We start from the raw sequence: 22,961 nt of genomic DNA on the forward strand, positions 1-22,961 counted from the left end.
ATGAAGTCGGCGCTTTATGTCATTGGTCTGACGCTGGTGGTGGCTGTTACGGCCGGCTCGGCGCTGGGAACCGGGTATCTCACCAATCGTTGGAATCGCTCGGACGGCATGGCCGCGGCGGCTGATGCGGTGGAAGCGCTGCCGACCTCGATTGGCCCCTGGGAGGCTCAACATTCCAGCGAACTGACCGAGGAAGTGGTGCGCACACTGCAATGCGCGGGCTATGTCAGCCGCACGTACATTCATCAGCAAACCGGGCAACGCGTGACGGTGGCGGTGCTGGTGGGGCCAGCGGGGCCGATTTCGGTCCACACGCCCGAGGTTTGTTACTCAAGCCGAGATTATCAGATCGTGGAGAAAGCGCAGCGACAATCGTTTCCATCGTCGGAAGCGGCGCCAGCGGAACTGTGGAGCGTGACTTTGCAGGCGCCGGGCGGTGACGATTCGATGTTGCGAGTTTACTATGGCTGGAGCGCCGGCAAAGGTTGGCAGGCGCCGGACAATCCGCGATTCACGTATCGGGGCGGCGTGCTGTACAAGGTGCAGGTCGCCAGTCCGCATGCGGCGGGGGCAACATCGAGCGACAACTGCCGCGAGTTTCTGGAATTGTTCTTGCCGATCTTGAGCAAAACCATCGGCGCGGCGGCCAACGCGGCCTGAACTACGTTCGACACTTTTCGCAATTCTTACTCGTCAGGGCTCATCGAGATGTCGCTAGCGACAGCCGCTGAAACGATCAAGCAATCCATCGACCCCACGTTGGAAGCGCCGCGCGTGCCGCCGCCGGTGGACCGGCCGTACTTCCGTGTGGGATATGTGCTGGGCCGGTTGGCCGGGGTGGCGCTCTTGATTCCCGCGCTGCCGATCATCGCCGTCCTGATGGTGCTGGTGCGCATCACGTCGCCTGGCCCGGGGATTTATCGGCAAGTGCGCGTGGGATTGGGGGGCAAGACGTTCGTGATCTACAAGATTCGCACCATGCGGCAGAACGCCGAAGTGGGGACCGGCGCGGTTTGGGCCTCGACGCACGATCCACGGATGACGCGATTGGGTGAATTCCTGCGGCGTGTGCATCTGGACGAGTTTCCGCAACTCTTCAATGTGGTGAAGGGGGAGATGTCGCTGATTGGCCCACGCCCGGAGCGTCCGGAATTCACGGAGGTTTTGGCGCGGGAGATTCCGGAGTATTTGGGACGACTGCGGGCCAAGCCGGGCATTACCGGACTGGCGCAGATCAACCTGCCGCCCGACACCGACCTGGAGAGCGTTCGTCGCAAGGTCGTGCTCGACTCGGAGTACATTGACCGCGCAGGACCATTTCTCGACGTGCAGATCTTGTGTTGCACGGCGCTGCGGCTGTTGGGACTCAAAGGAGAAACGTGCAGCCGCCTGACGCGTCTGGATCGTTATCTCGTGTGTCTGGCGCGTTTGAAGAAGAACAAGCCAGCGCAAGGGAAGCAGGAGCCGGTGGCGATCTCCGCGGCGGTTAAACCGCGCTAGACCGGCTTCGTAACGCATGGCAGACATACTGAACGCGTTCACGGTCGACGTGGAGGATTACTACCACGTTTCGGCGTTCGAGCGGGTGGTGGATCGCGCGAGTTGGGGGGAGCGCGAGAGCCGAGTGGAGCGCAACACCGAACGACTGCTCGAGCTGTTGGCGGCGCGCGAGGTGAGCGGGACGTTCTTCGTGCTGGGATGGGTGGCGCGGCGATTTCCGGCCCTGGTGCGACGCATCGCCGAGGCCGGCCACGAATTGGCGTCGCATAGCTTTTGGCACCGGCTGGTGTATGAATTGTCGCCCGAGGAGTTTCGGCGTGACCTGCGCGATTCGCGATCGGCGATCGAAGACGCCAGTGGTCACGCGGTGACGAGCTACCGCGCGCCAAGTTTTTCGATCACGCAAGCGTCGCTGTGGGCGCTGGACATTCTGGCGGAAGAAGGGTTCGACTGCGATTCGAGCGTGTTTCCGATCCACCACGATCGCTATGGCATCCCCAACGCGGATCGTTTTCTGCATCGACGACAGACGGCGGCCGGTCCCTTGTGGGAGTTTCCGGCCACGACCGCGCGCTGGGGCAGCGTGAACCTGCCGATCGCCGGGGGGGGCTATTTTCGACTTTACCCCTGGACGGTCACGGCGCGCATGTTGCGCAGTTTCGCGGCCACGACCGGGGAGCCCTTTGTGTTCTACACGCATCCGTGGGAGATCGACGCGGCGCAACCGCGCATTTCCGGCATTGATCTGCGGTCGCGGTTTCGTCACTACGTGAACCTGGCTCGCACCGAGAGCAAGTTGGAGCGGCTGCTGCGCAGCTTTCGGTTTGGTCGGCTGCGCGACGTCATTCAACAGAGGCAAGCGGCAACCACTGAACCGATCGGATCGACTTGAATCGTCCCCGCATTTTGTACTTGGCGCATCGCGCGCCGACGGCGCCCGATCGGGGCGATCGCATTCGGTCGTATCATTGGCTGACGCGCTTGGCGCGGGAAGCCGATGTGTGGCTGGCCACCTGCGCGGACGAACCGTTGACGCAGGTCGAGGCGGCGCGGCTGGAGGCATTGTGCGAGCGAACGGCGATCGCCACGGTCGCCGGCCGTGGGCGTTGGCTGCGCGGCGCGAGCCGACTGGCGCTTGGCGGAACAGCGACCGAAGGGTTGTTCTGGTCGGCCGATCTGAAGCAGCAAGTCGATGCTTGGTCGAAAGAAGTGTCGTTCGACGCGGCGCTGGTGTTTTGCTCCAGCATGGGGGCCTATCTGCCGCGGTCGTTGCCGGCCGAACGCGTCGTTTTGGATTTGGTGGATGTGGATAGCGAGAAGTGGCACAACTACGCGGCGCGGGCACGCGGGCCGGCGCGATGGCTATTTGACCTGGAGGGCCGTCGACTCCGAAGCTTGGAGCAAAAACTGGCCGCCCGGTCGCATGCTGTGGCGCTAGTGAGTGAGGCGGAAGCGCAACTGTTTCGCGGAATCGCGCCAAGCACTCCGGTGTTTGGCGTGCCCAACGGGGTTGATCTGGATTACTTTCACGCCACGCAGAGCGATGAAGCCGAGGGGCGGACCTGCGTCTTTGTGGGCGCGCTCGACTACCGGGCGAATATCGACGCAGTAACTTGGTTTTGCCATGAGGCGTGGCCCGAGGTGAGACGACGTCAGCCGCAAGCCACGCTATTGCTGGTGGGGCGCAAACCGACCGTCGCGGTGCGCCAATTGGATTCGATCGCCGGCGTGCGCGTGGTGGGGCAGGTGCCCGACGTGCGGCCTTATTTGGAGCAAGCCACAGTGGCGGTTGCGCCCTTGCGCATTGCGCGAGGCATACAGAACAAGGTGCTGGAAGCAGCGGCGATGTCTCGCGCGGTGGTGGTTTCGCCCGCCGCGCTAGAAGGTTTGGAGTTACAGCCGGGCCGCGAAGTTGAGTTGGCGGAAGATCCACGCGAGTGGGGAGAGAGGATCAGCGCGCTAATGAATGACGCGCCGCGGCGGCGTGCGCTGGCGATGGCGGCGCGGCGACATGTCGAAGCCAAGCACAGTTGGCAGGCTTGCTTTGAGCCGCTGGCGCGGTTATTGGGACTACGGCGCGAGCGGGTGGGCGCTAAGCCTGCGCCGCCCCTAGGCGAACCGGCGACGACATGAGGGGCGCTGCGCGGCGGTGGAGTCATCGGCGACGATTGGCGATCGCAACGGCGGCGTATGCGGCGCTGGCGATTTACGGCAGCCTGGCGCCGCTACGAATGGAAGCGCGGCGGGCGCAGGCTACTTGGGACGAGTACACGCTGCGCATGAGCGCGCCGATTGAAGTGAAATCGCGATCGGATTGGATGGCCAACATCTTGTTGTTCGCGCCGCTGGGGTTCTTGGCGGTCGGAGCGCTGACCATCGACCGGCCATTGCCGGTTGCGTGTGGGCTGGTCGCACTGGTGATTATTGGCTGCGCCGCGCTGAGCGCGGGGATCGAACTGACCCAGGTGTGGTTTCCGGATCGGACAGTGTCTCCCAACGACGTGGTGGCCGAAACTGTGGGCGCTGCGCTGGGAGCAGGACTGTGGTTGTTCGCGGGGCTGCCTTTGCTGGCGGCGTGGCGCCGCCTGCGGCAGCGGTTGCAATTGGATGGCCAATTGGGGCCCGTCGCGCTCTTGTACTCGATGTGGTTCGCGCTGTGGCAGTTCATGCCGCTGGAATTGACGCTATCGCCGGCCGATGTGTATCGCAAGTATCGGCGCGGACATGTGCTGGTTTTGCCGTTCTATGACCCTTCGGCCAGCTTGGGAGATTGGATTTGGCTGGTGGTGGTGACGGCGCTGACCTACTTGCCGCTGGGTTGCCTATTGGCCTATTGGCAAGCGATTGTCGGCGCGCCGCTGTCGGCGGCGCAGGCGCTGGGCTGGGGGGTGTTGATCAGCGGCTGTGCCGAGGCGGCCCAGCTCTTCGTGTTGTCGCGCGATGTGACCGCCACGGAGATCGTGTTGGGCGGCGCCTTCACGTTGATTGGCTGGCTGGCGGCGCGGCGCGCTGGAGTGACCGCGCGTGATGGCGTCGCGGCGACCGATCCGCGCCGCGCGACGCGTGGCGCGGCGATGTTGATGCTCGTCGCCTGGTGCGTTTTGATCGCGACGATGGTCTGGGAGCCGTTTGATTTTGTGTGGGATCTTGGCGCCGCGAGCGCCAAAGCGCGCGAAGTGACGTTGATTCCATTCGCCGACTACGAGCGTCAAGAGAACTTCCACTGGTTGCGGCACGCGGTGGAACATAGCGGGCTGTTCCTCGCCCTGGGTGTTTTGACGGGCGTTGCGGGCGGGCGCTGGCGAATCGCAGTATTGGCGGGCGCCGTAGTCTTCGCGGTGGTGGTCGAAGCAGGGCAGCTTTTGTTGCCAGGGCGCAACCCGAGCATCACCGACGCGATGTTGGCCGCAGTTTGCATTTTGATTGGCTGGTTCGCGAGCCGACGAGTCATTGTCTCGGCCGGGCAGGAGGAGTCGCCCACAGGAAACGAAGCGGCGCGCGGTTTGATCGTGGGAGGTACGCGATGAGCAGCGTGCTGGCCACGGTGGACGAACGGATGCCGCCACTGACCGAGGCGGAACTGGCTTGGGTGGAGGAATTACCGAATCGAGGCGTCGAACATCTTGGCTGGGGAGTGACGATGCGGCAGCGGGCCGGTTATCACTTGCCCGACGCGTATTACGAGGCGATGGTGGCGCGGCTTTGCCAGAGCGGCGTTACCTGGCTCGACGTGGGGTGTGGGCGGGATTTGTTTCCTCACAATCGGCCGTTGGCCGAGACATTGGCGGCACGCTGCGGTCGCGTGGTGGGAGTCGATCCCGACGACACCATCGACGAGAACGAGCACCTGCACGAACGCATTAAACAGCCGATCGACCAGTTTGAGTCGGAGTGGATGTTTGATCTGGTGACGATGCGGATGGTGGCGGAGCATGTGGCCAACCCGCGGGCCGCGCTGGAGCGGGTTGCTCGACATACCCGTGTCGGCGGCAAGGTGGTGGTGTACACGGTGCATCGCTGGTCGCCAGCGGCCGTCGCCGCGCGTTGGACGCCATTCGGCTGGCATCACTCGATCAAACGGGTGCTGTGGCGGACGGAAGAGAAAGACACTTTTCCGGTGGTGTACCGCATGAACACGCGGCGCCAGTTGGCGGCCTGGTTCGCGGAGGCCGGATTCGTGGAACGCCACTTTGAGCACTTGGACGATTGCCGCACATTGGCGCGATTTCGCGGTTTGCACCGGTGCGAACTAGCGCTCTGGCGAGGGTTGAAGGGAGTCGGCCTACACTATCCGGAGACATGCTTGTTAGGGGTGTACGAACGACGGGAGGGCGCGCAGGCGATATGAAGGGAGTGCTGTTCACATTCTTGTTGACAGCGGTCGGCACGCTGGGCGCGTTTGTCGATCCCTTTATCGCGCTATTGGTCTATGTGAGCTTTGCGATCATCAAGCCCGACGCGATGTGGCATTGGTCGGTTCCGGCGCTGGGATATAGTCGGATCGTGGCGATCGCGATGTTGGCGAGTTGGGCGCTGAACAGCTTTTCGCAATGGCGCTTTGGCCGCGGCGCCCGGCCGACGGCGCTGTTTTGCGGTTACTGGGTCTGGGCGATTCTGAGCGCAGCGCAGTCGCCGCAGGCGGCGCTAGGCTGGCAGTTTGTGATGGACATGGCGAAGATCGTGTTGCCGTTCGTCGCTGGGGTCACCATGCTCAACTCGGCGGCGCGGCTACGGCAACTGGCCTGGGTCATCGCGCTGAGCCAGGGGTATGTGGCGTTCGAGATGAATCTTTCGTATTTCGAGGGATTCAACCGGATGCAACAGATGGGCTTTGCGGGGCTGGACAACAACAGCGCCGCCATCGCGATGGTGACCGGATTTGGGCTGGCGTCGTTTTTGGGGTTTTTCGCGCGCGATTGGTGGCAGAAGGCGGCAGGCCTAGGCAGCGCGCTGCTGATGGCGCATGCGATTATGTTCTCCTATTCCCGAGGCGGGATGTTGGCGCTGACGGTGATCGGCGTGTTTTCATTCTTTCTGTTTGTGCGGCAACCGCGTCATTTGGCCATGGCGGCGGTGCTGTTGTTGGTGATGGTGCGGCTGGCCGGGCCTGAAGTGCGCACGCGATTTGTCACAGCATTCGCGGATGAAGAGACGCGCGACCGCTCGGCTGAATCGCGGATTGAGCAGTGGGGATATTGCTGGGACGCGATGCAGAAGCAACCTCTATTTGGCGTGGGGCCCAATCATTGGCCCATCGTCAGCAAGGAGTATGGTCTGGGGGTGTCTGTCGAGGCGCATTCTTTGTGGCTGCAAACTGCGGCGGAGCTTGGCATACCTGGCGCGGTATGCCTGGTAGGCATGTACCTCACCGTGATTTGGAAGCTGCTGCCATTGGCCTGGCGGCTACCGCTGGGCGTGACGGGGGAAGCTCGCGAATTTGGCTATCTGGCGGGAGGCGTCGTCGCATCGCTTGTGGGATTTGGCGTGGCGGCGAGTTTTGTCAGTCTCGAAGGTCTGGAGATCGCCCCGTATGTCGCAATGCTGGGTGCGGGTATCATGAAACTGGCGCCGGCGCCGGCGGTCGCGCGAGCAGCGCCGGCCGCATTTCCCAAACCGGCGTTGGCCGTAGGTCCCGCATGGCGACGGTGACGATGCTGCAACCCCAAGTTGAGCCGCCGCCGCATTGGGGCACGGACGACCGCCTGCGCTATGTTTACTTGTCGTCCGCGATGCACAGCGGTTCGACGCTGATCGCATGTTTGCTTGGCGCGCATCCGGCGGTTTCGACGGTGGGGGAGCTGGCTGCGGATTTCCCCAAGGCCACGCGTTGTTCTTGCGGTCAAATGTACACCGAGTGCGCCTTCTGGACTGGGTTGGAGCGCCAAGCGACGCGGGCAGGCATACCGTTTGAGATTGGGAATTTGAACATTGATCTGCAACCGAAGCCGCGCAGCGGATTCTGCGAGGCGCTGTACTATTACGGTTTTCGCATCCCGGCTTTTGATGCGGCGCGCGACGTGGCGTTTGGCCGGACGCGCTTCGCGTCGAAGGCGCGCGAGGCAGTGGCGAAATCGGTGGCAATTGCCCAGTTGGTGTGCGACGGCGAGGGGACCCGAGTCTTTTTGGACACGTCGAAAAATCCGTTGCAGTTGCGCTTCTTGGCTGGTAGCGACGACATCGATTTGGGATTGATTGTGTTGGTGCGCGACGGGCGCGGCGTGATGAATTCGATCATGCGGCACTATCATTTCTCTAAGGAGCACGCGCTGGGCGCGTGGATCTGGGCCAATCGCAACATTGAGCGCGCCAGGGAGCGCTATGTGCGGCCCGAGCGCGTGTTTCACCTGCGCATTGAAGATTTGACGACTGACTGCGACGGCGTTTGCCGACGGCTGTTCGAGTTCCTGGGGGTTGAGTCGGGATTGTCGCTGGATTACTCCGACTTGAGCCAGCGGCACATCGTGGGCAATACGATGCGGCTCAGTTTCAAGGGCGAGATTCGCGCCGACGAGCGATGGCGCGATGAATTGCCGCCCGACGCGCTGGCGTACTTTAATGCGCACGGCGGGAGCGACTGGAACCGGCGCTATGGTTACCACGACTGATGCAGATCGGCACGGCAACCTATCCGCCGATAGCGCGTCCGACGCGTGTCTTGTTTATTGGGCATTCGGCGCTGATTGGCGGGGCCGAGTTGTGTCTGGACACGTTACTGGCGCATCTCGATCGATCGCAAATTGATCCGGTTGTGGTGTTCGCGGGAGAGGGGCCTCTGTCAGCACGCACGCTGGAGCGCGGTATTCCGACGCATACGCGTCCGCTGTGCTGGTGGATGTGTTTTGAACCGGGCCGCTGGTACTTTCAGAACTTGTTGATGCGATCGTGTTCCAATGTGCGTTGGTTGGTCGAATTGGTGCAGCGTGAGCGAATTGAGCTTGTGTACACGAACACAGCGGTGATCCCCGAGGGGGCTATCGCGGCACGGCGCGCGGGCGTGCCGCATGTCTGGCACGTGCATGAAGTGCTGACCCCCGCGCACATGCGGCCGCGGCTGTTGCCGCTATCCGCGATCAAGCGGTGCATTGGTGGTTGGTCGGCACGGGTGATTTTCGAATCGGAAAGCGCGCGGCAAGCGGCGGGCGCCGAGATCTCAGAACAAAAATCGATTGCGATTCACAATGCGTCGCGATTCGACGTGGCGGAGGCGCCGAGCCAGGAGGCGGCGCGCCGACAGTTGAATTTGCCGAGTGACGTGACCGTGCTGACCATGTTAGGGAGGTTGTCGGAACGTAAGAATCCGCTGCATCTGGTACGAGCGCTGGCGGCGTGCCGGGTGAGCAAGGAGGCGTTATGCGTATTTGCGGGGGATGGGCCCTTGCGAGCCGAGCTAGAGCGACAGATTGAGCGCTTAGGCCTGGCGAATCAATGCCGGCTGTTGCCATTTCAAGCAGATGCAAGGCCGCTGTTGGCGGCCAGTGATTTGGTGGTGATGCCAAGCCGTGAGGAATCGTTTGGGCTGGTGCTGGTGGAGGCCGCTGCGCTAGGCAAACCAACCATCGCCACGCGGGTACAGGGACCGAGTGAGATCATTGTGGATGGCGAGACGGGCCTGTTGGTGACGATCGACGATGATGCGGAGCTGGCAGCGGCCCTGGAACGATTGATCGGCAACCAGGTCTTGCGCGAGCGCATGGGCGCCGCCGCCCGCCGGCGTGCGGAGGAGCGTTTCTCGGCGCCAGCGCATGCCAGACAGATTGAAGCCGTGCTAAGAGATGTGGCGGCGAGGCATGCGCAGACGGTGGAGCTTGCGCGTGGCTAGCGGCGAGCAGAGTCCGTTGGTGAGCGTGGTGCTGCCGGTGTTCAACGGCGCGGCGCTGGCGGGGCAGGCGATCGAAAGCGCGCTGGCGCAGACGGACTGCTCACTGGAGGTGATTGCCATCGACGATGGCTCGACCGACGATTCGCTAGAAATGCTGCGCCGCTATGGCGATAGGATACGGGTGCTAGAACAGCCGAATCTTGGCGTTGGCGCGGCGCGAGCCGCCGGTGTGCGAGCCGCGCGGGGGGAGTACGTCGCTTTTCTGGATCAGGACGATTGGTGGCTGCCAGGTAAGTTGGCCCGGCAGGTGGCGGCGCTAAGGGGTGATGATCGCCTTGGACTTGCGCATACCGAGGTTCGGTACTTCGACGAGGCGCGTCAGCAGTTCACTGGCCCATTGAATCCCGACGCGCGACCGGAGCGATTGACGGGTGATTGCTATGGCGAGTTGTTGCTGGAAAATCACGTTCGCAATTCAAGCGTATTGACGCGCGCCAGTGTGCTGCGAGCGGTTGGCTTTGACACAGGGATTGCTGGCAACAGCGTACAAGACTACGAACTGTGGCTGAAAGTCGCGCGGGTAAGCCGATTCGCCTATCTGGACGAACCGCTGACGGTGATTCGATTGCATCCCGACCAAGGGACTTGGGATCGGCGTCGCATGCTGGGGGACGAGGCTGAATTGCTGGAGCGAATTGCCGCTGACGTCGAACGGACGCCTGTTTTTCGAGAGCGCATGGCTCGGTTGTATGATTCGCTGGGGGTGGCGCATCTGGACGTGGCCGATTTGCGGTCGGCACGTCCCTGTTTTCGCCGCTCGCTCGGTTGGCGGCCGACGCTGCGCGCCGGCGTCCTATACTTATTGACGTGCTGCCCGAGGTTCGTGTTGCAAGGGATACGGTCCTGGCGTGGCCGCGGAGCGAAGCCGTCCCAGGGCGCGTCTCAGCCAGTGATGGTCGGCGAAGACTCCCTGGCGGGAACGGCGCTACGACCTCCTGCATCGACGATCACCTAAGCGCGATAGCGATCGATCAAGATGGAGACACAAATCGTCGCACCGCAGATCGAAGCCACGGCGCCGACCGATGAATCGAGCAACTTGCGCGCAGGCATCAAGTCGTTGCTGCGTGGCGCGGCGATTGTGTGTATGGTGGCGCCATATGTCTGTTTTCGATTGGGGGCGGCGCTACTGGGACCCGTGCGCGCATTTGCGGGTTGGTCGCAGGCCTTGAGCCTCGTACCTGGTCTGACAGGCGAGTACTTGCGCTGGGGATTTTATCGCTTAGCCCTGGCGCGCTGCGGCGACGACGCGTGCATATCGTTTGGAACCGTGATCTCCCACCCGACCGCCCGCATTGGCCGCACCGTGTATATTGGCCCGTTCGGTTCGATTGGCGATGTCGATCTCGCCGATGATGTGCTGCTGGGGTCGCATGTGTCAATCGCCAATGGCGGCGGCCAGCATGGGATTGAGCGGTTGGACGTGCCGATTCGTGAGCAAGCGGGGCAGTGGCGACGAATCAACATCGGCGCCGACACCTGGATTGGCGATCGCGCCGTGGTGCTGGCCGACGTTGGGCGCCACTGCGTCATTGGGGCGGGTTCGGTGGTCACGGAGGCGGTGCCGGATTTCGCCATCGCGGCGGGCATTCCGGCGCGCGTGCTGCGTTATCGCAATCAACCGGAGGAACCAACCGCATGTCCAGCGAATTGAGTGAGGCGAGTTGCTGATGGCGGGGATCTGCGGCATCGTATCGACCGACGCCACAGCGGAGCTTGCGCCGCGGCTAGGAGCCATGCTCGACAGTTTGCGGCTGTACGATTGGTATGGTCGCGAAGCGCATGTTGACGAGCGGCGAGGAGTGGCCGTGGGGCGGGCAGCGCTTGGGTTTGTCAACACGGCGCCGCAACCGGTGTTCAATGCGGATGGCACGCGGCTGGTCGTCATGGATGGCGAGTTGTACGACTACGACGAGCAGCGCCACGCACTGGAGGCGGCTGGCGCGCAGTTTCGATCCGACAGTCACGCCGAGGTGCTGCTGTTCGGATACGAGCGCGCGGGCCGCGATTTTTTTTGCGGACTGCACGGCAAGTTTGTCGCGGCGATTGTAGATTTCGAAGCGCGACAAACGACGCTTGTGAACGATCGTTATGGGATGAGGCCGAGTTACTACGCGGTCGGCGCCGATACGTTCCTGTTCGCTTCCGAGATCAAGGCGTTGCTCACACAGGCTGAGGTTGCTCGCAGCTTGAACCAGCGCGGCATCGCGCAGTTCTTCAGCTACGGCCAACTGTGGGGAGAAGACACCTTTTATTCCGCGGTGCGCGCCTTGCCCGCAGCGGCTTGGGTGACGTACGACTGGCAAGCGCGACACGTCGAGGTGGAGCGCTATTACCGCTTTAGCCCGACTGCGGGGTCGACGACCGACGCGCAGTGGATTGGCGCGATTGACGAGGCGTTTGCGCGGGCGGTAAGCCGTTCGGTCAGCGGCACGGCGCGATTGGGCATCTCGCTGTCGGGCGGCCTCGACGCGCGATCGGTGCTAGCGCTCGTCGATCACGAGCGAGTCGCGATTCGTTCACTCAGCCTGGGCATGAACGGTTCGCTCGATCATCGCTGCGCCGAGCGGTTGTCGGCCACAACCAATCGCGATCACCATAGCCACATTCTGGCGAGCGACTTTCTGGCGAACTTCGCCACGCACATGCGGCACATGACCCGACTGACCGACGGGCATTACCTGTCGCAGTGCATCGTGATTCCGACGTTGCCAGTGTATCGCGAACTGGGGATCGAAGTCTTGTTGCGTGGTCATGCGGGCGAATTGATGCACATGACCAAGGCTTATAACTTTTCGCTCGACGCGGCTGGCCTGGCAATCGACAGCGACAGCGCGCTGGAGAGTTGGCTCTGGACGCATCTGCGGGCGTACATGCTTGACCAGGTTCGCGGGCCGCTGATTAAAGGCATGAGCGCGGACGATATGGAAGCGCTGGCGCGCGGGACCCTGCAGACGGCGTTGGCGGAATCGGACGACATTGAGCCGCCGATATCACGGATTTGGCATCTGTTTGTGAGTGAGCGACTGCGCCGGGAAACGGCAATGTCGTTGGTCGAGTTTGGGTCGGTGGTCGAAACACGCGTCCCGTTTCTGGACAATGAGTTGGTCGATCTGCTGTTGTCGGTGCCGACGCACTTGAAGCTGGGCGAAACAATTCAGGCGGCGATCTTGAAAAGGCATCGCGCCGAGTTCTTGGATGTGGTGAACGCCAACACCGGCGCGCGGATTGGCGCCGCGGCGTGGACGCAGAAGATCGCATCGCTGCGGATGCGAGTGCTGGCCAAGCTGGGCGTGGCTGGCTACCAACCGTACGAACGCCTGGGATTGTGGTTGCGCCAAGAGTTGGTCCCCTTGGTGCGCGAGTTGCTATTGGGTGAGCGGTGCCTGGCGCGAGGCGTGTTTGTGCCCGACACGGTGCGAGCGGTGGTGGAGGATCATTTTGCCAACCGGGCGAATCATACCTACCTGCTGTTGGCGATGATGATCTTTGAGTTAGGCCAGCGTGAGTTTGTGGACGGCGACGCGCAAGCAGGGGAGCGCTTGGCGGACACGGCCAGCGGCGCCACTCGTGGTTGAGCCAGTCGACGAGTTGAGCGATGCGCAGAGCGGCCGCGCGACTGCGCGCAAGCAGCGGCGCCGGTCGGGGCATATTTGCCAGGTCGTGCATGGGCTGACGGTGGGGGGAGCGGAGCGCTTGGCCGCGACGTTGGGGCGATTCGCCAGCGCGCGACACCGCGTATCGTTCGTGTGTCTTGACGAGTTGGGAGAACTCGGCGGGGTGTTGCGACACGACGGGTACCGCGTGGAGGTGCTCGATCGCGGCGCGGGAGTCAGCTTGAGTTGCGCTCGGCGGCTGAGTCGATATTTCCGGGATGAGAGCGTCGATCTGGCGCACGCGCATCAGTACACCCCATTCTTCTACTCACTGGCGGCGCGTGGGCCGCGGCGCGGGCCGCCGGTGATCTTCACCGAACATGGTCGATGGCATCCCGACTATCCGCGGCGCAAGCGGATGTTGTTCAATCGCATTTTCCTGTCAAAGCGCGATCGCCTGGTGGGTGTGGGCGAGGCGGTGCGGCAGGCGCTGATCGTCAACGAAGGTTTGCCAGCGCAGCGCGTGGAGGTGATCTATAACGGTGTGGACTTGTCGCGTTTTGATTTTGTGGAAGGGAGACGGCAGCGAGCACGAGCCGCGTTGGGACTTGGCCCGGAACAATTGGCTATTTTGCAAGTCGCGAGATTAGATCACTTGAAGGATCATGGCACGGCGCTAAAGACGATGCGGCGCGTGGTGAACGAACTGCCGGACGCGCGATTGCTGTTGGTTGGCGATGGACCGGAGCGCGGCGCCATTGAGAGTATGATTGGCGAACTGAACCTAGCGCCTCAGGTGAGGCTGCTGGGCACTCGGCACGATATCCCCGAGTTGTTGGCCGCGGCCGATCTGTTCTTGTTGACCAGCATCAGCGAGGGGATCCCGCTGACGCTCATCGAAGCGCAAGCGGCGGGCAGGCCGGTGGTTTCGACGGCAGTAGGGGGGGTGGCCGAGATTGTGCCTCCTGCTCATGCAATGTTGGCGCCGGCTGGGGATGACGCGGAGTTGGCGCGGCACGTGCTGGAACTTGCTCGTCATCCAGCGCAGCGAGCGCAAATGGCGGAGCAGGGCCGTGAGCGCGCGCGGGCGATGTTCAGCGAAGAGCAGATGCTGGCCAGCTACGAACGAATGTATAGCGAGCTATTGACATGACTCGGGGCGTCGCGGCATCTCGTGAGTTGCTCGTTTTCGCCGATGACTGGGGGCGGCACCCATCGAGTTGTCAACACCTGGTCAAGCGATTGCAGCCACACTATCGCATCTTGTGGGCCAACACGATCGGCACGCGCAGCCCTAAGGCGGATCGCTTCACCCTGCGGCGTGGTGTCGAGAAATTGAATAGTTGGCGACATGGGTTGCGGCAAGTGGCCGACTCGATGTGGGTAGTCGATTTGCCGATGTTGCCCAAGATTGGCCATCCGCTGGCGCGCGGCGCCAGCCGGCAACTGGTGACATGGCGTTTGCGGCAGGTCTTTCGTCAGATCGACATGAGTCGGCCGACCGTGTTGACGACGTTGCCATTTGTGCAATCGCTGATTCGCGGCCTGCCGCGCGCGGGGCTGGTGTACTATTGCACCGACGACTACAGCCAGTGGCCCGGCGCGGAGCGCGAAGCGCTGGCCAACATGGAACGAGAAACCGCCACGGCGGCGAATTTGATCCTGGCGGTGTCGCGGCCACTGGAAGCTCGATTGCGATCACTTGCGCGGTGCGAGTACTTTCCGCACGGTGTTGACTGCGGGCATTTTGCCTTGGCGCAAAGCGCGACGATCGCGCCTGCCATTGCGGCGCTACCGCAGCCACGCATCGGTTTTTTCGGTCTGATTTACGAAAAGCTCGATTTTGGGCTGCTGAGCGCCGTCGCGCGGGCGAATCCCGAAGGTAGTTTGTGCATGATCGGGCGGGTCGACCACTGCCCCGAGTCGTTTCGGTCGATTTCCAACGTACACTTCCTAGAGGCGCAGCCTTATGCTGACTTGCCCGAGTGGCTGGCAGGACTCGACGTGCTGCTGCTGCCGTACGTGGACGACGAGATGATCCGGCAAAGCTGCCCGCTCAAGCTGCGCGAGTGCCTGGCGTCTGGCAAGCCCACCGTGAGCGTGAGCGTGGCTGAAGTCAACCGATTTGTACCGCATGTCCGTGTCGGCGAAGATCACGAGGCGTTCGTGGCCGCGGTGCGGCAATCGTTGAGTGAGTCACCAGACGAGGGCGGCGCGCGACAGGCGGCGGTCGCCGACGACGATTGGGACAAGAAGGCCGGACAATTGCGTCATCAGTTGGACGCGATCGCGGCGGCCGCCCGGTAGACGCATCGGTTCAACGCTGGGGCATCAACTCAGGCCATAACGTGCCACGCATCTTGCATCTACGAACCGTGACTGGCCGTGGCGGCGGACCCGAAAAGACGCTGCTGAACAGTCAGCGCTTCATCGCCAGCGGCTACGAGTTGCGGCTGGCGTATATTCGCCCCGCCGACGATGCGGACTATGACATGCCGGAGCGGGCGGCGGCCTTGGGGGCGCCGCTGGTCGACATACCGGAGCGGGGAGCGATCGACCCGCGAACGGTCTGGCGGCTGGTGCGGGAGATTCGCGAGTTTCGGCCGCATGTGCTGCATCCGCATGACTACAAGACGAACATCCTGGCGGTGCTGTTGGGAGGCTGGTTTCGCTTGCCGGTTGTGACCACCATGCACGGGTATGTGACGCTTGGCGGGCGACTGGATTGGTACTATCGGCTCGATCGGTGGGCGCTGCGCCGCATGCGACACGTGATCGCGGTGAGCGACGATCTGGCGGCGGCGATCGCCGATCTGAAGTTGCCGGCGGAGCGGGTGACGGTGATCGAGAATGGGATCGACGCGGAGTACTTTCGACCGCGCGCGCCGCGCGACGAGGCCAAGCGAAGGTTTGGAATCCCCGCGGAACGCCTGGTGCTGGGTTGCGTGGGCCGCCTGTTTCCGGAAAAGGGCTTTGATCTGTTGATTGAGGCGGTGCGGCGATTGGTGGATCGGGGCTACGACGCCCATTTGCTGGTGGCGGGCGAGGGTCCAGAACGGCAGCGATTGGCGCAGCGCGTCGCCGAGCTTCAGTTGGGCGACCGAGTCGACCTGGTGGGGCATTTGGCCGACACGATTCCGTTTTACGAGGCGCTCGATGTGTTTGTGCTTTCGAGCTTGCGCGAGGGGTTGCCGAATGTGCTGCTCGAGGCGATGTCGATGCGATTGCCGGTGGTCGCCACGGAAGTTGGCGGGGTACCAAGGCTGGTGCGCAACGGAGAAAATGGTTTCTTGGTGAAATTGCCCGCGCCAGACGAGTTGGCTGCCGCTACGATGTTGCTATTGGACGAGGCCGCGCTGCGCGAGCGATTTGGCGCAGCGGGACGCGAATGCGTGGAAACGCAGTACAGTTTCCGCACGCGAATGGCGCGGGTGCAAGCGGTATACGACCAGGTGCTGGACGGCGCGCCACAGGGAACGGGCGCGCGCTTGGATGGACAAACTCGCGAGGCCGTGTGACGAACACGGCCGGTACTTGAATGGCAGCGTCGGCAAACAGAATTGCGCCTCTGATCGCCAGCGCGACGCAGGATGTGCGCCTGACAACAATCGACGAGCATGTGGAGCCGTTGGTTTGGGACGAATACACGCGCAAGCATCGCGAAGGAGGTGTTTATCTCCGCGCGAGCTGGGACGCGGTATTTGCCGTGTATGGCCTACGGCTGACTCGGTTGGCCGCGCTGCGCGAGGGGCAAATGGTCGGAGCATTGCCGCTCGTTTGGCAGAAGAGCTGGCTATTCGGACGCCGGCTGGTGTCGCTGCCATGGTTTGATACGGCCGGCATCGTGGCCGACGACGATGAAGCTCGAGATGCGCTGTTGCAGGGGGCGATGGAACGCGCCGCCCAATTGGGGGCGGATGTATTGGAACTGCGGCAGCCGCAACTGGTGACTGGCTGGCCGGCGCCACGCGGCGACAAGGCGCTGTTTCGATTGCGGCTCGAGGCCGATCCGGCGGCGCTGTGGAATCGGATTGGGGCCAAGGTGCGCAATCAGGTTCGCAAGGGGGAGAAACTGGGACTGACGATGCAGACCGGCAGCGCTGAGCTGGTGGATGAGTTTTACGCCATCTATTCAACGAACATGCGCGATCTGGGAAGTCCGCCGCATAGTCGACGGTTCTTTGAGCAAGTGGTCGCGACTTTTCCGGCGGAAGCGCGCGTGCATCTGGCGCGCTATCAGGGCGCGGGGGTTGGCGCGGCGTTGACGTTGGACAACGGCAATCGGCTGGAGGTGCCGTGGGCATCTAGCCTGCGCAAATACAATAGCTACTGTGTGAATCATGTGATGTACTGGCGCCTATTGGAGCAGGCGTGCGAGCGAGGCCTTACGTGGTTTCATTTTGGGCGCAGTTCGCTCGACAGCGGGCCGTATCGCTTCAAGAAGCAGTGGGGCGCCGAGATATTGCCTTTGCCATGGCATCCCTTTCAGATTCGGGGTGTCGATCGGGCGCAACGGACGACGCGCATCGACGAATCGTACTCACTGGCGACGCGGGCATGGCAGCGCATGCCGGTGAGTTTTTGCCGCCTGCTTGGCCCGTGGCTGATCCGTAAGTTGCCGTGACAGACGGCATTGCGCGGCATCGATCGCTTGCTGACGAAGTAGGCACAAGTGCCGCCGCCCACGCAGCCGAAAATTGACTATGTGGCGGTCTGCGCCCAGCTCGAGTTTGAATTCGACGGAATGCTGGCGGTATAATCAGACGGTAGCGATTGTGCCACCGAATCGCAGTTCAGGAGAACGAACATGATACGACACCCATTTATTGTCCTGATCGCCGCCGGGATGCTGTCGGCGCCAGCGATGACTCAGGCGCAGGTGGGCCCATCGTATCGCGGTGGCGGCAATCAGCGGTTTCAAAATACGCTGCGCAACAAGCCGGCCGTCAGTCCTTACTTGAACTTGATGCGCCCGGGGAACGTAGCCAATAACTACTACAACCTGGTGCGACCCGAATTCCAGCAATTGCGGGTAAATAATGAGTTTGAGAGCAATTTTCAGCAGATGCAGCGGCAGATGATGGAGCAGCCGGTTGCCGGTGCTAATCCCAACCTGCCGGTGACGGGACATTCGACCCATTACATGCACCATTCGCATTACTATGGCAATTTGCCAGTCGGCGGCGGTGGTGGCGGCGCGCGTCCGCGTGGCACGGTGTCGGCCATCAGTGGCCAGGGCTATGGGCGTCAAATGGGCTCTCAGATGGGCAGTCGGTTCAGCACCCGCTCGATGATTCAGCAAGGATCGGGCGCCGGCATGATGAACCGGGGCCGATAACGGCGTCGAGGCCGGGTTCGGTTCTACCTGAGCCATCGGCACTGTCAGTCATCCTTTGGTAATCCCTGATGGGATTTCCGCGCGCTGACTGGTATCGCGCGGAGGGGCTAATCTGATTTCGGTGTCGATGACCCGGACTCACCGTGGCATGTCACGATGGGGACTCGTTACCACCCGGGTCTCACGCGGTACGCGGATTCGGATGCCGAACCAGATTGCGATGAGCATCGCGATATGGTTGGCTCAGCGATGGGACTACCTGGTCTGGCAGTGCCCGCCCGATCGACGCAAGGTGAACTTCTCGATGGGCGCACGAGGCGCCCGTCGCGCTATGTACGTTGTATTCCAGCGAACTAAAGGCGACGAGATGCCGCCCGTTGGCTGCGAAGCGCCTGGTGCGTGCATGGCCGGAGATTTGATTCGCTCGCACGCGCAACGCATGAAGCTGCCCGAGCCGGCGCCGGACTATTCGACCGGGGGAAGGCTTTGCAAGCGCGGCTGTAGGGCGCGTTGAAAGAGAGAGGGCCGGCGCTGCGTAGCGGCCGCTGGCTCTTGGAACTGCGCGCACTCGACTACGGGGCGCGTGGGACGGTGACCGCTTGAATCGGCCGCGGGGCTGTATTCGGGCGGCATCAACGCCTGCGCCTGCTCGATACTGGAAGGCTGCTGGAGCGGTTCGCGGCTCAGCGGGGAGATGACCCGCTCTGGCAGCGGCATCGCCGCAGGGATGACATTGGTCACCCGACGTGGGGGCAGGTAGGACGCTGTCTCAGCAGGGCGGCGGGGATCTGCCGCGAGTCGACCGCCGGCCGAAATTGTTTGGTGTTCATGGCTGGGTAGCGCCATCACCGCAAGATTGGGGTCGAAGCGGTCTTGCGGTTCGCCTTTTGCCTGAGGCAGCGCGGCCGGGGAGTTTTCGGGGTAGTTCTCGGCGGGAAGCGCATCTGCCGGGTGGCGCTCGGCAGAGAATTGCTCAGACGCAGGCGCGCTGGCAGAGTCGGTCTTCGCAGGAAGCGCGGCGTCGCCGGATGCGGAGGTTCGCGGAGGCGCGTCGGCCGGTGATTTGGCCGGCGGCGCAGTGACCGCGGCGGGCGCAACAACCGTGGGATGGGGAGTCGGGCACTTAGGGCATGCTGGCTGCGCTGTGAAACGACGCCAGCAAGTGGGGTATAGCCCGTGGAACGGCCCGGTTGGGTAGTGCTGAGGCATGCGGTTGCAGCAATGCGGGCAAGATTGCTGGGCGATTGCCTGCACCGTGCAGCAAGCCATGACCAAGGAAGCGAAGATCAGAGATATCGCAGCGCTTTGATTTTTCATGATGTATGACGCTCCGAATGGAGAGCGATCGAACAGGTCTCCGCGTGGCGCCGTTGTCAAAGTCTTGTTGACAAAGCCGCGCCGTTCTCTCATGTGCCACAGAATTAGAAGAATCCACCACCGCCGAGGAATGCATTGCTGCCACCGCCGAAGAAGCTGAACATTCGCACGGTGTTGGCGCCGAGGAGGGTGAATCCGAACACCTGCTCGCCAGGCGCCGTGAGTTTGGCAATGGCGTTGTTCAGTCTTAGCAATTTATCTTCGGCGATGAACAAGCGGTCGCCGGGCATGAGTTGATAGTTGGTCGTTGTCGCCGCGCCAGAGACGATGGCGCAATAGTCGACCGGCAGCATTTGCTCGTGCCCCACTCCGTGAGGCGCGGGGCGCGCGACCCAGATGCGTTTTGACGACACATTGGACAAGCCGTTGATGTTGGAGAGCGCGTCGAGCACGGTCTCGTTGCCGGTGACGGGAAAGCGATCGATCGAGTCGCCTTGCCCGGCTCCTTGCTGCACCACGTAGTACACCATGCTGTTGTAGGCGTACATGTCGACCGACACCTGGGGCTTTTCGAGGAATTGGGAAAGATGCTCCTCGATCGCGAGTTTGGCTTCGGCGACAGTCATGCCGGTGATGAAAACGGCGCCATAGACGCCCAGTTGCACCTTGCCATCGGGACCGACATTGTGTTCGCCCTCGATCTGCTGCCGTGCGCCCGATTGCACCAAACTGATGGAGACGACCGATTCGGTCAGGATGGAATCGAGGTGTTTTTGAACCGCGTCGACCGCTTCTTGAATTGTCAGGCGCTCGACATACACGGCGCCATACGGCGGGCCGAGATCGAGGTTGCCATCGGGCTGCACCTGGTAGGAGCCGGCGATGGGCTGCTCTGGCAGGGCGCCGAGCACTTGCACCTGTAGGACATCGAGTGTTTCGATGCGGTATGGCGCCTTGGGAACCACCTTGATCGCCTCGATGATCAACACATCGGGCGGTTCGATACGGTAGTCGGGCAGGCTGGTCTTGGCGAGTTCGCGCGGCATGTTGGCCAAGGCATCGGCCGGCACGCTTTCGAGCGCCGACTGAAACTTGTAATAGGCGCAGCCAGTGCTTTGCAGCGCGGCCAGCAGCATGGCGGCGAAGAGCGTCAAGGATCGAACATCGCTGTGCATTGCATCCCCCCGGTACCGGCCGTCGGCAGTCTGACGCCAACGGCAGGACTGGTAAAACCGCTACAAGCGGCATATTCGGAATCATCGGCGCTAGAGCGCCCAGTCTTCGATGTTTTCGGCCAACGAATACCGATTGCGGAAAGTTTGACGCCTGGAAAAGGGCTGACGGGGGGCCGTGTGTTCCCTATTTTCTCGCTTTTGCCAAAAAGGAAACGCGCGCGCCAACTGAGAGTTGTCTCCTGCTAAACTGGGGTGACTGGAGCCGCTCAGCATGCTCAAGGCGTTGATTGGGCTTCCCATGTGAATCAGGAAAAACGCTGGCATGAGCATCTTGGTGACAGGCGGCGCCGGCTTCATTGGCAGCCATTTTGTGGAGCACTTGTTGCGGCTCGGGCACGAGCGCGTGATCTGTCTCGACAATTTCAACGACTACTACGATCCGCGGCTCAAGCGGAAGAACATTGCGGGATTCGCAGCCGATCGACGTGTGACGTTGGTTGAGGCGGATTTTTGCGATGTCGATGCGATGTCTCGCCTGTTTGCCGCGCAACAGGTGCGCGAGGTGATGCACCTGGGAGCTTATGCCGGAGTGCGCTACAGCGTTGATCATCCGCTGATCTACGAGCGGGCCAACGTGTTTGGCACTCAATGCCTATTGGAGGCCGCGCGGCGGCATGGCGTGTCGCGGTTTGTACTGGCATCGTCGTCGACGGTGTATGGAAAGGACGCGCTGGCGCCGTTTGTTGAGGATGCGCCCTTGGGGATTCCGCTCAGCCCCTATGGCGCCAGCAAACGTGCGGCCGAGTTGATGAGCCTGACCTACTGGCTGCTATATCAGACACCGGTGGTTTGCGTGCGGCCGTTCAGCGTATACGGTCCGCGGCTGCGCCCTGATTTGGCGCTGACGATCTTCAGCGAGGCCATCTTGGAGAACCGACCACTGCCATTGTTTGGCGATGGCTCGGTGTGCCGCGACTTCACGCACATCTCGGATATCTGTGATGGTTTGCAAGCAGCGCTCAACGTCGAAGCCGCGGTGGGGGAATGCATCAATTTGGGACACAGCGAACCAATCCCAATTACCGAGCTGATTCGATTGTTGGAAGAGGCGTTCGGCAGACCCGCACAGATTGAACGCCTGCCGGCCAAGCCAGGGGAGATGCCAATCACCAACGCCGACTTGACGAAGGCCAAGCGACTGCTGGACTACGCGCCGCGAGTCGATTTCCGCGATGGAATTCGAGAGTTCGCGGCTTGGTTTGCGGAGTCGCGCGGCGAGCGGCGAACTTGCCACTAGGGCGACGTGTCGCTAGATTTGCGTATTGCCGTGGCGCAAAACCGAGCGCACTAGCCGCTTGCGGGCTATTTGAAATCGGTTTTGAATCACGGCTGTGCGCTGCCTGGAGGGTATGCGAATGGCTAGCGGCCTGACTCGAAATCAGGTGCCGGGAAACCGGTTGAGGGTTCGAATCCCTTGCCCTCCGCTCGACTTACGACGATTTGTTTGGGTGAGGCGTTCGGCGATGTCACCCGTTTTGTCACCTAAACCAATTTTCTGATGTTGGCCGAAGGGGGCTTTCGCGCAAGTCGCTGGCCGATGATTTGCCACTACCTGTTTTTGCCCGGCAACGGGGGCAAATGATCTATCGCTTTTTGCGCTTCCTTTATTTGGCTCGTTCTTTCCGCCGCCTTTCGCGACGCAGCTTGTCCGAATCATTTTTGCGTTTGGGCAGCGACTCGATCAGCCATGCCACGGCGCCGTCAGTGGCGTGAAACGCCGGACGCAACAAGTCGACAGCAATGCAGGCTTCTCCAAAGTTGCCGAGCGCATGGTGCGGAGGCAGCGGGATCGGACCATCGGAAGCGAGAAGTTCCGGCACGTTAGCAATTGATGCGAACTGCGGATTGCAATTCGCGGTTTGCTGCTTCCGACCAACCACTAAGCCGGAACGCCAGCAAGGCACGAGCATAGGCCCAATTGGCAGACAGTTCGTCGAACTGTTTCAAGAGCCTGCGGCTGGCATACGCACATCACACGCAACAATTTAAGGAGCGGTCGGTCTATAAACGCCAAAACCCTTGCCAGGGCAAGGGTTTTGAATACTTTCGGCATCAGCCTTCATCGGCTGCCAAAGTGGAGGCGGCGGGAATCGAAC

The 22,961-nt window shown here is 62.1% G+C and carries 20 protein-coding genes and 1 tRNA gene; 19 read left to right on the forward strand and 2 right to left on the reverse strand.

The features are described from left to right. The 17 genes from K1X71_16555 (at window position 1) to K1X71_16635 (ending at window position 18,313) form a co-directional block, all read left to right on the forward strand. Complete coding sequence (locus tag K1X71_16555; protein MBX7074754.1) at window positions 1-660, forward strand: EpsI family protein; 660 nt, start codon at window positions 1-3, stop codon at window positions 658-660. 48 nt (window positions 661-708) lie between these two features. Continuing rightward, window positions 709-1,500: a sugar transferase gene (locus K1X71_16560; GenBank protein MBX7074755.1), complete on the forward strand. Its 792-nt coding sequence runs from the start codon at window positions 709-711 to the stop codon at window positions 1,498-1,500. Window positions 1,501-1,516: 16 nt separating this feature from the next. Further along, entirely contained in the window at window positions 1,517-2,392 is an 876-nt protein-coding gene (locus K1X71_16565) for a DUF3473 domain-containing protein (protein ID MBX7074756.1), read from the forward strand. Continuing rightward, window positions 2,389-3,633 (forward strand): TIGR03087 family PEP-CTERM/XrtA system glycosyltransferase, encoded by a 1,245-nt coding sequence (locus tag K1X71_16570; GenBank protein MBX7074757.1) that lies wholly within the window; start codon window positions 2,389-2,391, stop codon window positions 3,631-3,633. The genes K1X71_16565 and K1X71_16570 overlap by 4 nt, the downstream gene beginning before the upstream one ends. A gap of 35 nt (window positions 3,634-3,668) precedes the next feature. Continuing rightward, window positions 3,669-5,027, forward strand: coding sequence for a VanZ family protein (locus tag K1X71_16575; GenBank protein ID MBX7074758.1), 1,359 nt, complete (start codon window positions 3,669-3,671; stop codon window positions 5,025-5,027). Beyond that, a complete protein-coding gene (locus K1X71_16580; protein MBX7074759.1) occupies window positions 5,024-5,848 on the forward strand; it encodes a methyltransferase domain-containing protein in 825 nt (274 codons plus the stop codon). The genes K1X71_16575 and K1X71_16580 overlap by 4 nt, the downstream gene beginning before the upstream one ends. Next, the gene (locus K1X71_16585; GenBank protein MBX7074760.1) at window positions 5,845-7,149 is read left to right on the forward strand and encodes an O-antigen ligase family protein; all 1,305 of its coding nucleotides are present in this window, start codon (window positions 5,845-5,847) and stop codon (window positions 7,147-7,149) included. The genes K1X71_16580 and K1X71_16585 overlap by 4 nt, the downstream gene beginning before the upstream one ends. A 2-nt stretch (window positions 7,150-7,151) precedes the next feature. Further along, window positions 7,152-8,105 carry a sulfotransferase gene (locus K1X71_16590; GenBank protein MBX7074761.1) on the forward strand — a complete coding sequence of 318 codons (954 nt, stop codon included), beginning with the start codon at window positions 7,152-7,154 and terminating at the stop codon, window positions 8,103-8,105. After that, window positions 8,105-9,319 carry a glycosyltransferase gene (locus K1X71_16595; GenBank protein ID MBX7074762.1) on the forward strand — a complete coding sequence of 405 codons (1,215 nt, stop codon included), beginning with the start codon at window positions 8,105-8,107 and terminating at the stop codon, window positions 9,317-9,319. The genes K1X71_16590 and K1X71_16595 overlap by 1 nt, the downstream gene beginning before the upstream one ends. Beyond that, window positions 9,312-10,334 (forward strand): glycosyltransferase, encoded by a 1,023-nt coding sequence (locus tag K1X71_16600; GenBank protein ID MBX7074763.1) that lies wholly within the window; start codon window positions 9,312-9,314, stop codon window positions 10,332-10,334. The genes K1X71_16595 and K1X71_16600 overlap by 8 nt, the downstream gene beginning before the upstream one ends. A 21-nt stretch (window positions 10,335-10,355) precedes the next feature. After that, window positions 10,356-11,033, forward strand: a complete 678-nt coding sequence (locus K1X71_16605; protein ID MBX7074764.1) for an acyltransferase — start codon at window positions 10,356-10,358, stop codon at window positions 11,031-11,033. A 16-nt stretch (window positions 11,034-11,049) separates the two neighbouring features. Continuing rightward, complete coding sequence (locus K1X71_16610) at window positions 11,050-12,957, forward strand: hypothetical protein (GenBank protein MBX7074765.1); 1,908 nt, start codon at window positions 11,050-11,052, stop codon at window positions 12,955-12,957. Beyond that, the gene (locus K1X71_16615) at window positions 12,950-14,128 is read left to right on the forward strand and encodes a glycosyltransferase (GenBank protein ID MBX7074766.1); all 1,179 of its coding nucleotides are present in this window, start codon (window positions 12,950-12,952) and stop codon (window positions 14,126-14,128) included. The genes K1X71_16610 and K1X71_16615 overlap by 8 nt, the downstream gene beginning before the upstream one ends. Beyond that, a complete protein-coding gene (locus K1X71_16620) occupies window positions 14,125-15,282 on the forward strand; it encodes a glycosyltransferase (protein MBX7074767.1) in 1,158 nt (385 codons plus the stop codon). Before K1X71_16615 ends, K1X71_16620 begins: the two co-directional genes overlap by 4 nt. Before the next feature lie 41 nt (window positions 15,283-15,323). Further along, entirely contained in the window at window positions 15,324-16,493 is a 1,170-nt protein-coding gene (locus K1X71_16625; protein MBX7074768.1) for a glycosyltransferase, read from the forward strand. 74 nt (window positions 16,494-16,567) lie between these two features. After that, a complete protein-coding gene (locus K1X71_16630; GenBank protein MBX7074769.1) occupies window positions 16,568-17,599 on the forward strand; it encodes a FemAB family PEP-CTERM system-associated protein in 1,032 nt (343 codons plus the stop codon). Between the two features lie 183 nt (window positions 17,600-17,782). Then, window positions 17,783-18,313 carry a hypothetical protein gene (locus K1X71_16635; GenBank protein MBX7074770.1) on the forward strand — a complete coding sequence of 177 codons (531 nt, stop codon included), beginning with the start codon at window positions 17,783-17,785 and terminating at the stop codon, window positions 18,311-18,313. Window positions 18,314-19,734: 1,421 nt separating this feature from the next. Here K1X71_16635 and K1X71_16640 read toward each other — a convergent pair. Continuing rightward, complete coding sequence (locus tag K1X71_16640; GenBank protein ID MBX7074771.1) at window positions 19,735-20,784, reverse strand: polysaccharide biosynthesis/export family protein; 1,050 nt, start codon at window positions 20,782-20,784, stop codon at window positions 19,735-19,737. Window positions 20,785-21,127: 343 nt separating this feature from the next. Between K1X71_16640 and K1X71_16645 the strand changes: the two genes are divergently transcribed. Next, on the forward strand, window positions 21,128-22,102 hold the full coding sequence (locus tag K1X71_16645) for a GDP-mannose 4,6-dehydratase (GenBank protein MBX7074772.1): 975 nt from the start codon (window positions 21,128-21,130) through the stop codon (window positions 22,100-22,102). A gap of 105 nt (window positions 22,103-22,207) precedes the next feature. Then, a tRNA-Ser gene (locus K1X71_16650) sits at window positions 22,208-22,289 on the forward strand. A gap of 180 nt (window positions 22,290-22,469) precedes the next feature. On the opposite strand, the gene K1X71_16655 is transcribed toward K1X71_16650, so the two are convergent. Continuing rightward, window positions 22,470-22,775 carry a hypothetical protein gene (locus K1X71_16655; GenBank protein MBX7074773.1) on the reverse strand — a complete coding sequence of 102 codons (306 nt, stop codon included), beginning with the start codon at window positions 22,773-22,775 and terminating at the stop codon, window positions 22,470-22,472. Window positions 22,776-22,961 lie beyond the last annotated feature (186 nt).

This window comes from Pirellulales bacterium (genome assembly GCA_019694455.1).
Lineage (GTDB): Bacteria > Planctomycetota > Planctomycetia > Pirellulales > JAEUIK01 > JAIBBY01.

What these genes read in the sequence shown, in the direction of transcription:
- K1X71_16555 (MBX7074754.1), top strand. Translation starts at nt 1, where the DNA reads ATGAAGTCGGCGCTTTATGTCATTGGTCTGACGCTGGTGGTGGCTGTT.
- K1X71_16560 (MBX7074755.1), top strand. Translation starts at nt 709, where the DNA reads ATGTCGCTAGCGACAGCCGCTGAAACGATCAAGCAATCCATCGACCCC.
- K1X71_16565 (MBX7074756.1), top strand. Translation starts at nt 1,517, where the DNA reads ATGGCAGACATACTGAACGCGTTCACGGTCGACGTGGAGGATTACTAC.
- K1X71_16580 (MBX7074759.1), top strand. Translation starts at nt 5,024, where the DNA reads ATGAGCAGCGTGCTGGCCACGGTGGACGAACGGATGCCGCCACTGACC.
- K1X71_16585 (MBX7074760.1), top strand. Translation starts at nt 5,845, where the DNA reads ATGAAGGGAGTGCTGTTCACATTCTTGTTGACAGCGGTCGGCACGCTG.
- K1X71_16590 (MBX7074761.1), top strand. Translation starts at nt 7,152, where the DNA reads ATGCTGCAACCCCAAGTTGAGCCGCCGCCGCATTGGGGCACGGACGAC.
- K1X71_16595 (MBX7074762.1), top strand. Translation starts at nt 8,105, where the DNA reads ATGCAGATCGGCACGGCAACCTATCCGCCGATAGCGCGTCCGACGCGT.
- K1X71_16605 (MBX7074764.1), top strand. Translation starts at nt 10,356, where the DNA reads ATGGAGACACAAATCGTCGCACCGCAGATCGAAGCCACGGCGCCGACC.
- K1X71_16610 (MBX7074765.1), top strand. Translation starts at nt 11,050, where the DNA reads ATGGCGGGGATCTGCGGCATCGTATCGACCGACGCCACAGCGGAGCTT.
- K1X71_16620 (MBX7074767.1), top strand. Translation starts at nt 14,125, where the DNA reads ATGACTCGGGGCGTCGCGGCATCTCGTGAGTTGCTCGTTTTCGCCGAT.
- K1X71_16635 (MBX7074770.1), top strand. Translation starts at nt 17,783, where the DNA reads ATGATACGACACCCATTTATTGTCCTGATCGCCGCCGGGATGCTGTCG.
- K1X71_16645 (MBX7074772.1), top strand. Translation starts at nt 21,128, where the DNA reads ATGAGCATCTTGGTGACAGGCGGCGCCGGCTTCATTGGCAGCCATTTT.
- K1X71_16655 (MBX7074773.1), bottom strand. Translation starts at nt 22,775, where the DNA reads ATGCTCGTGCCTTGCTGGCGTTCCGGCTTAGTGGTTGGTCGGAAGCAG.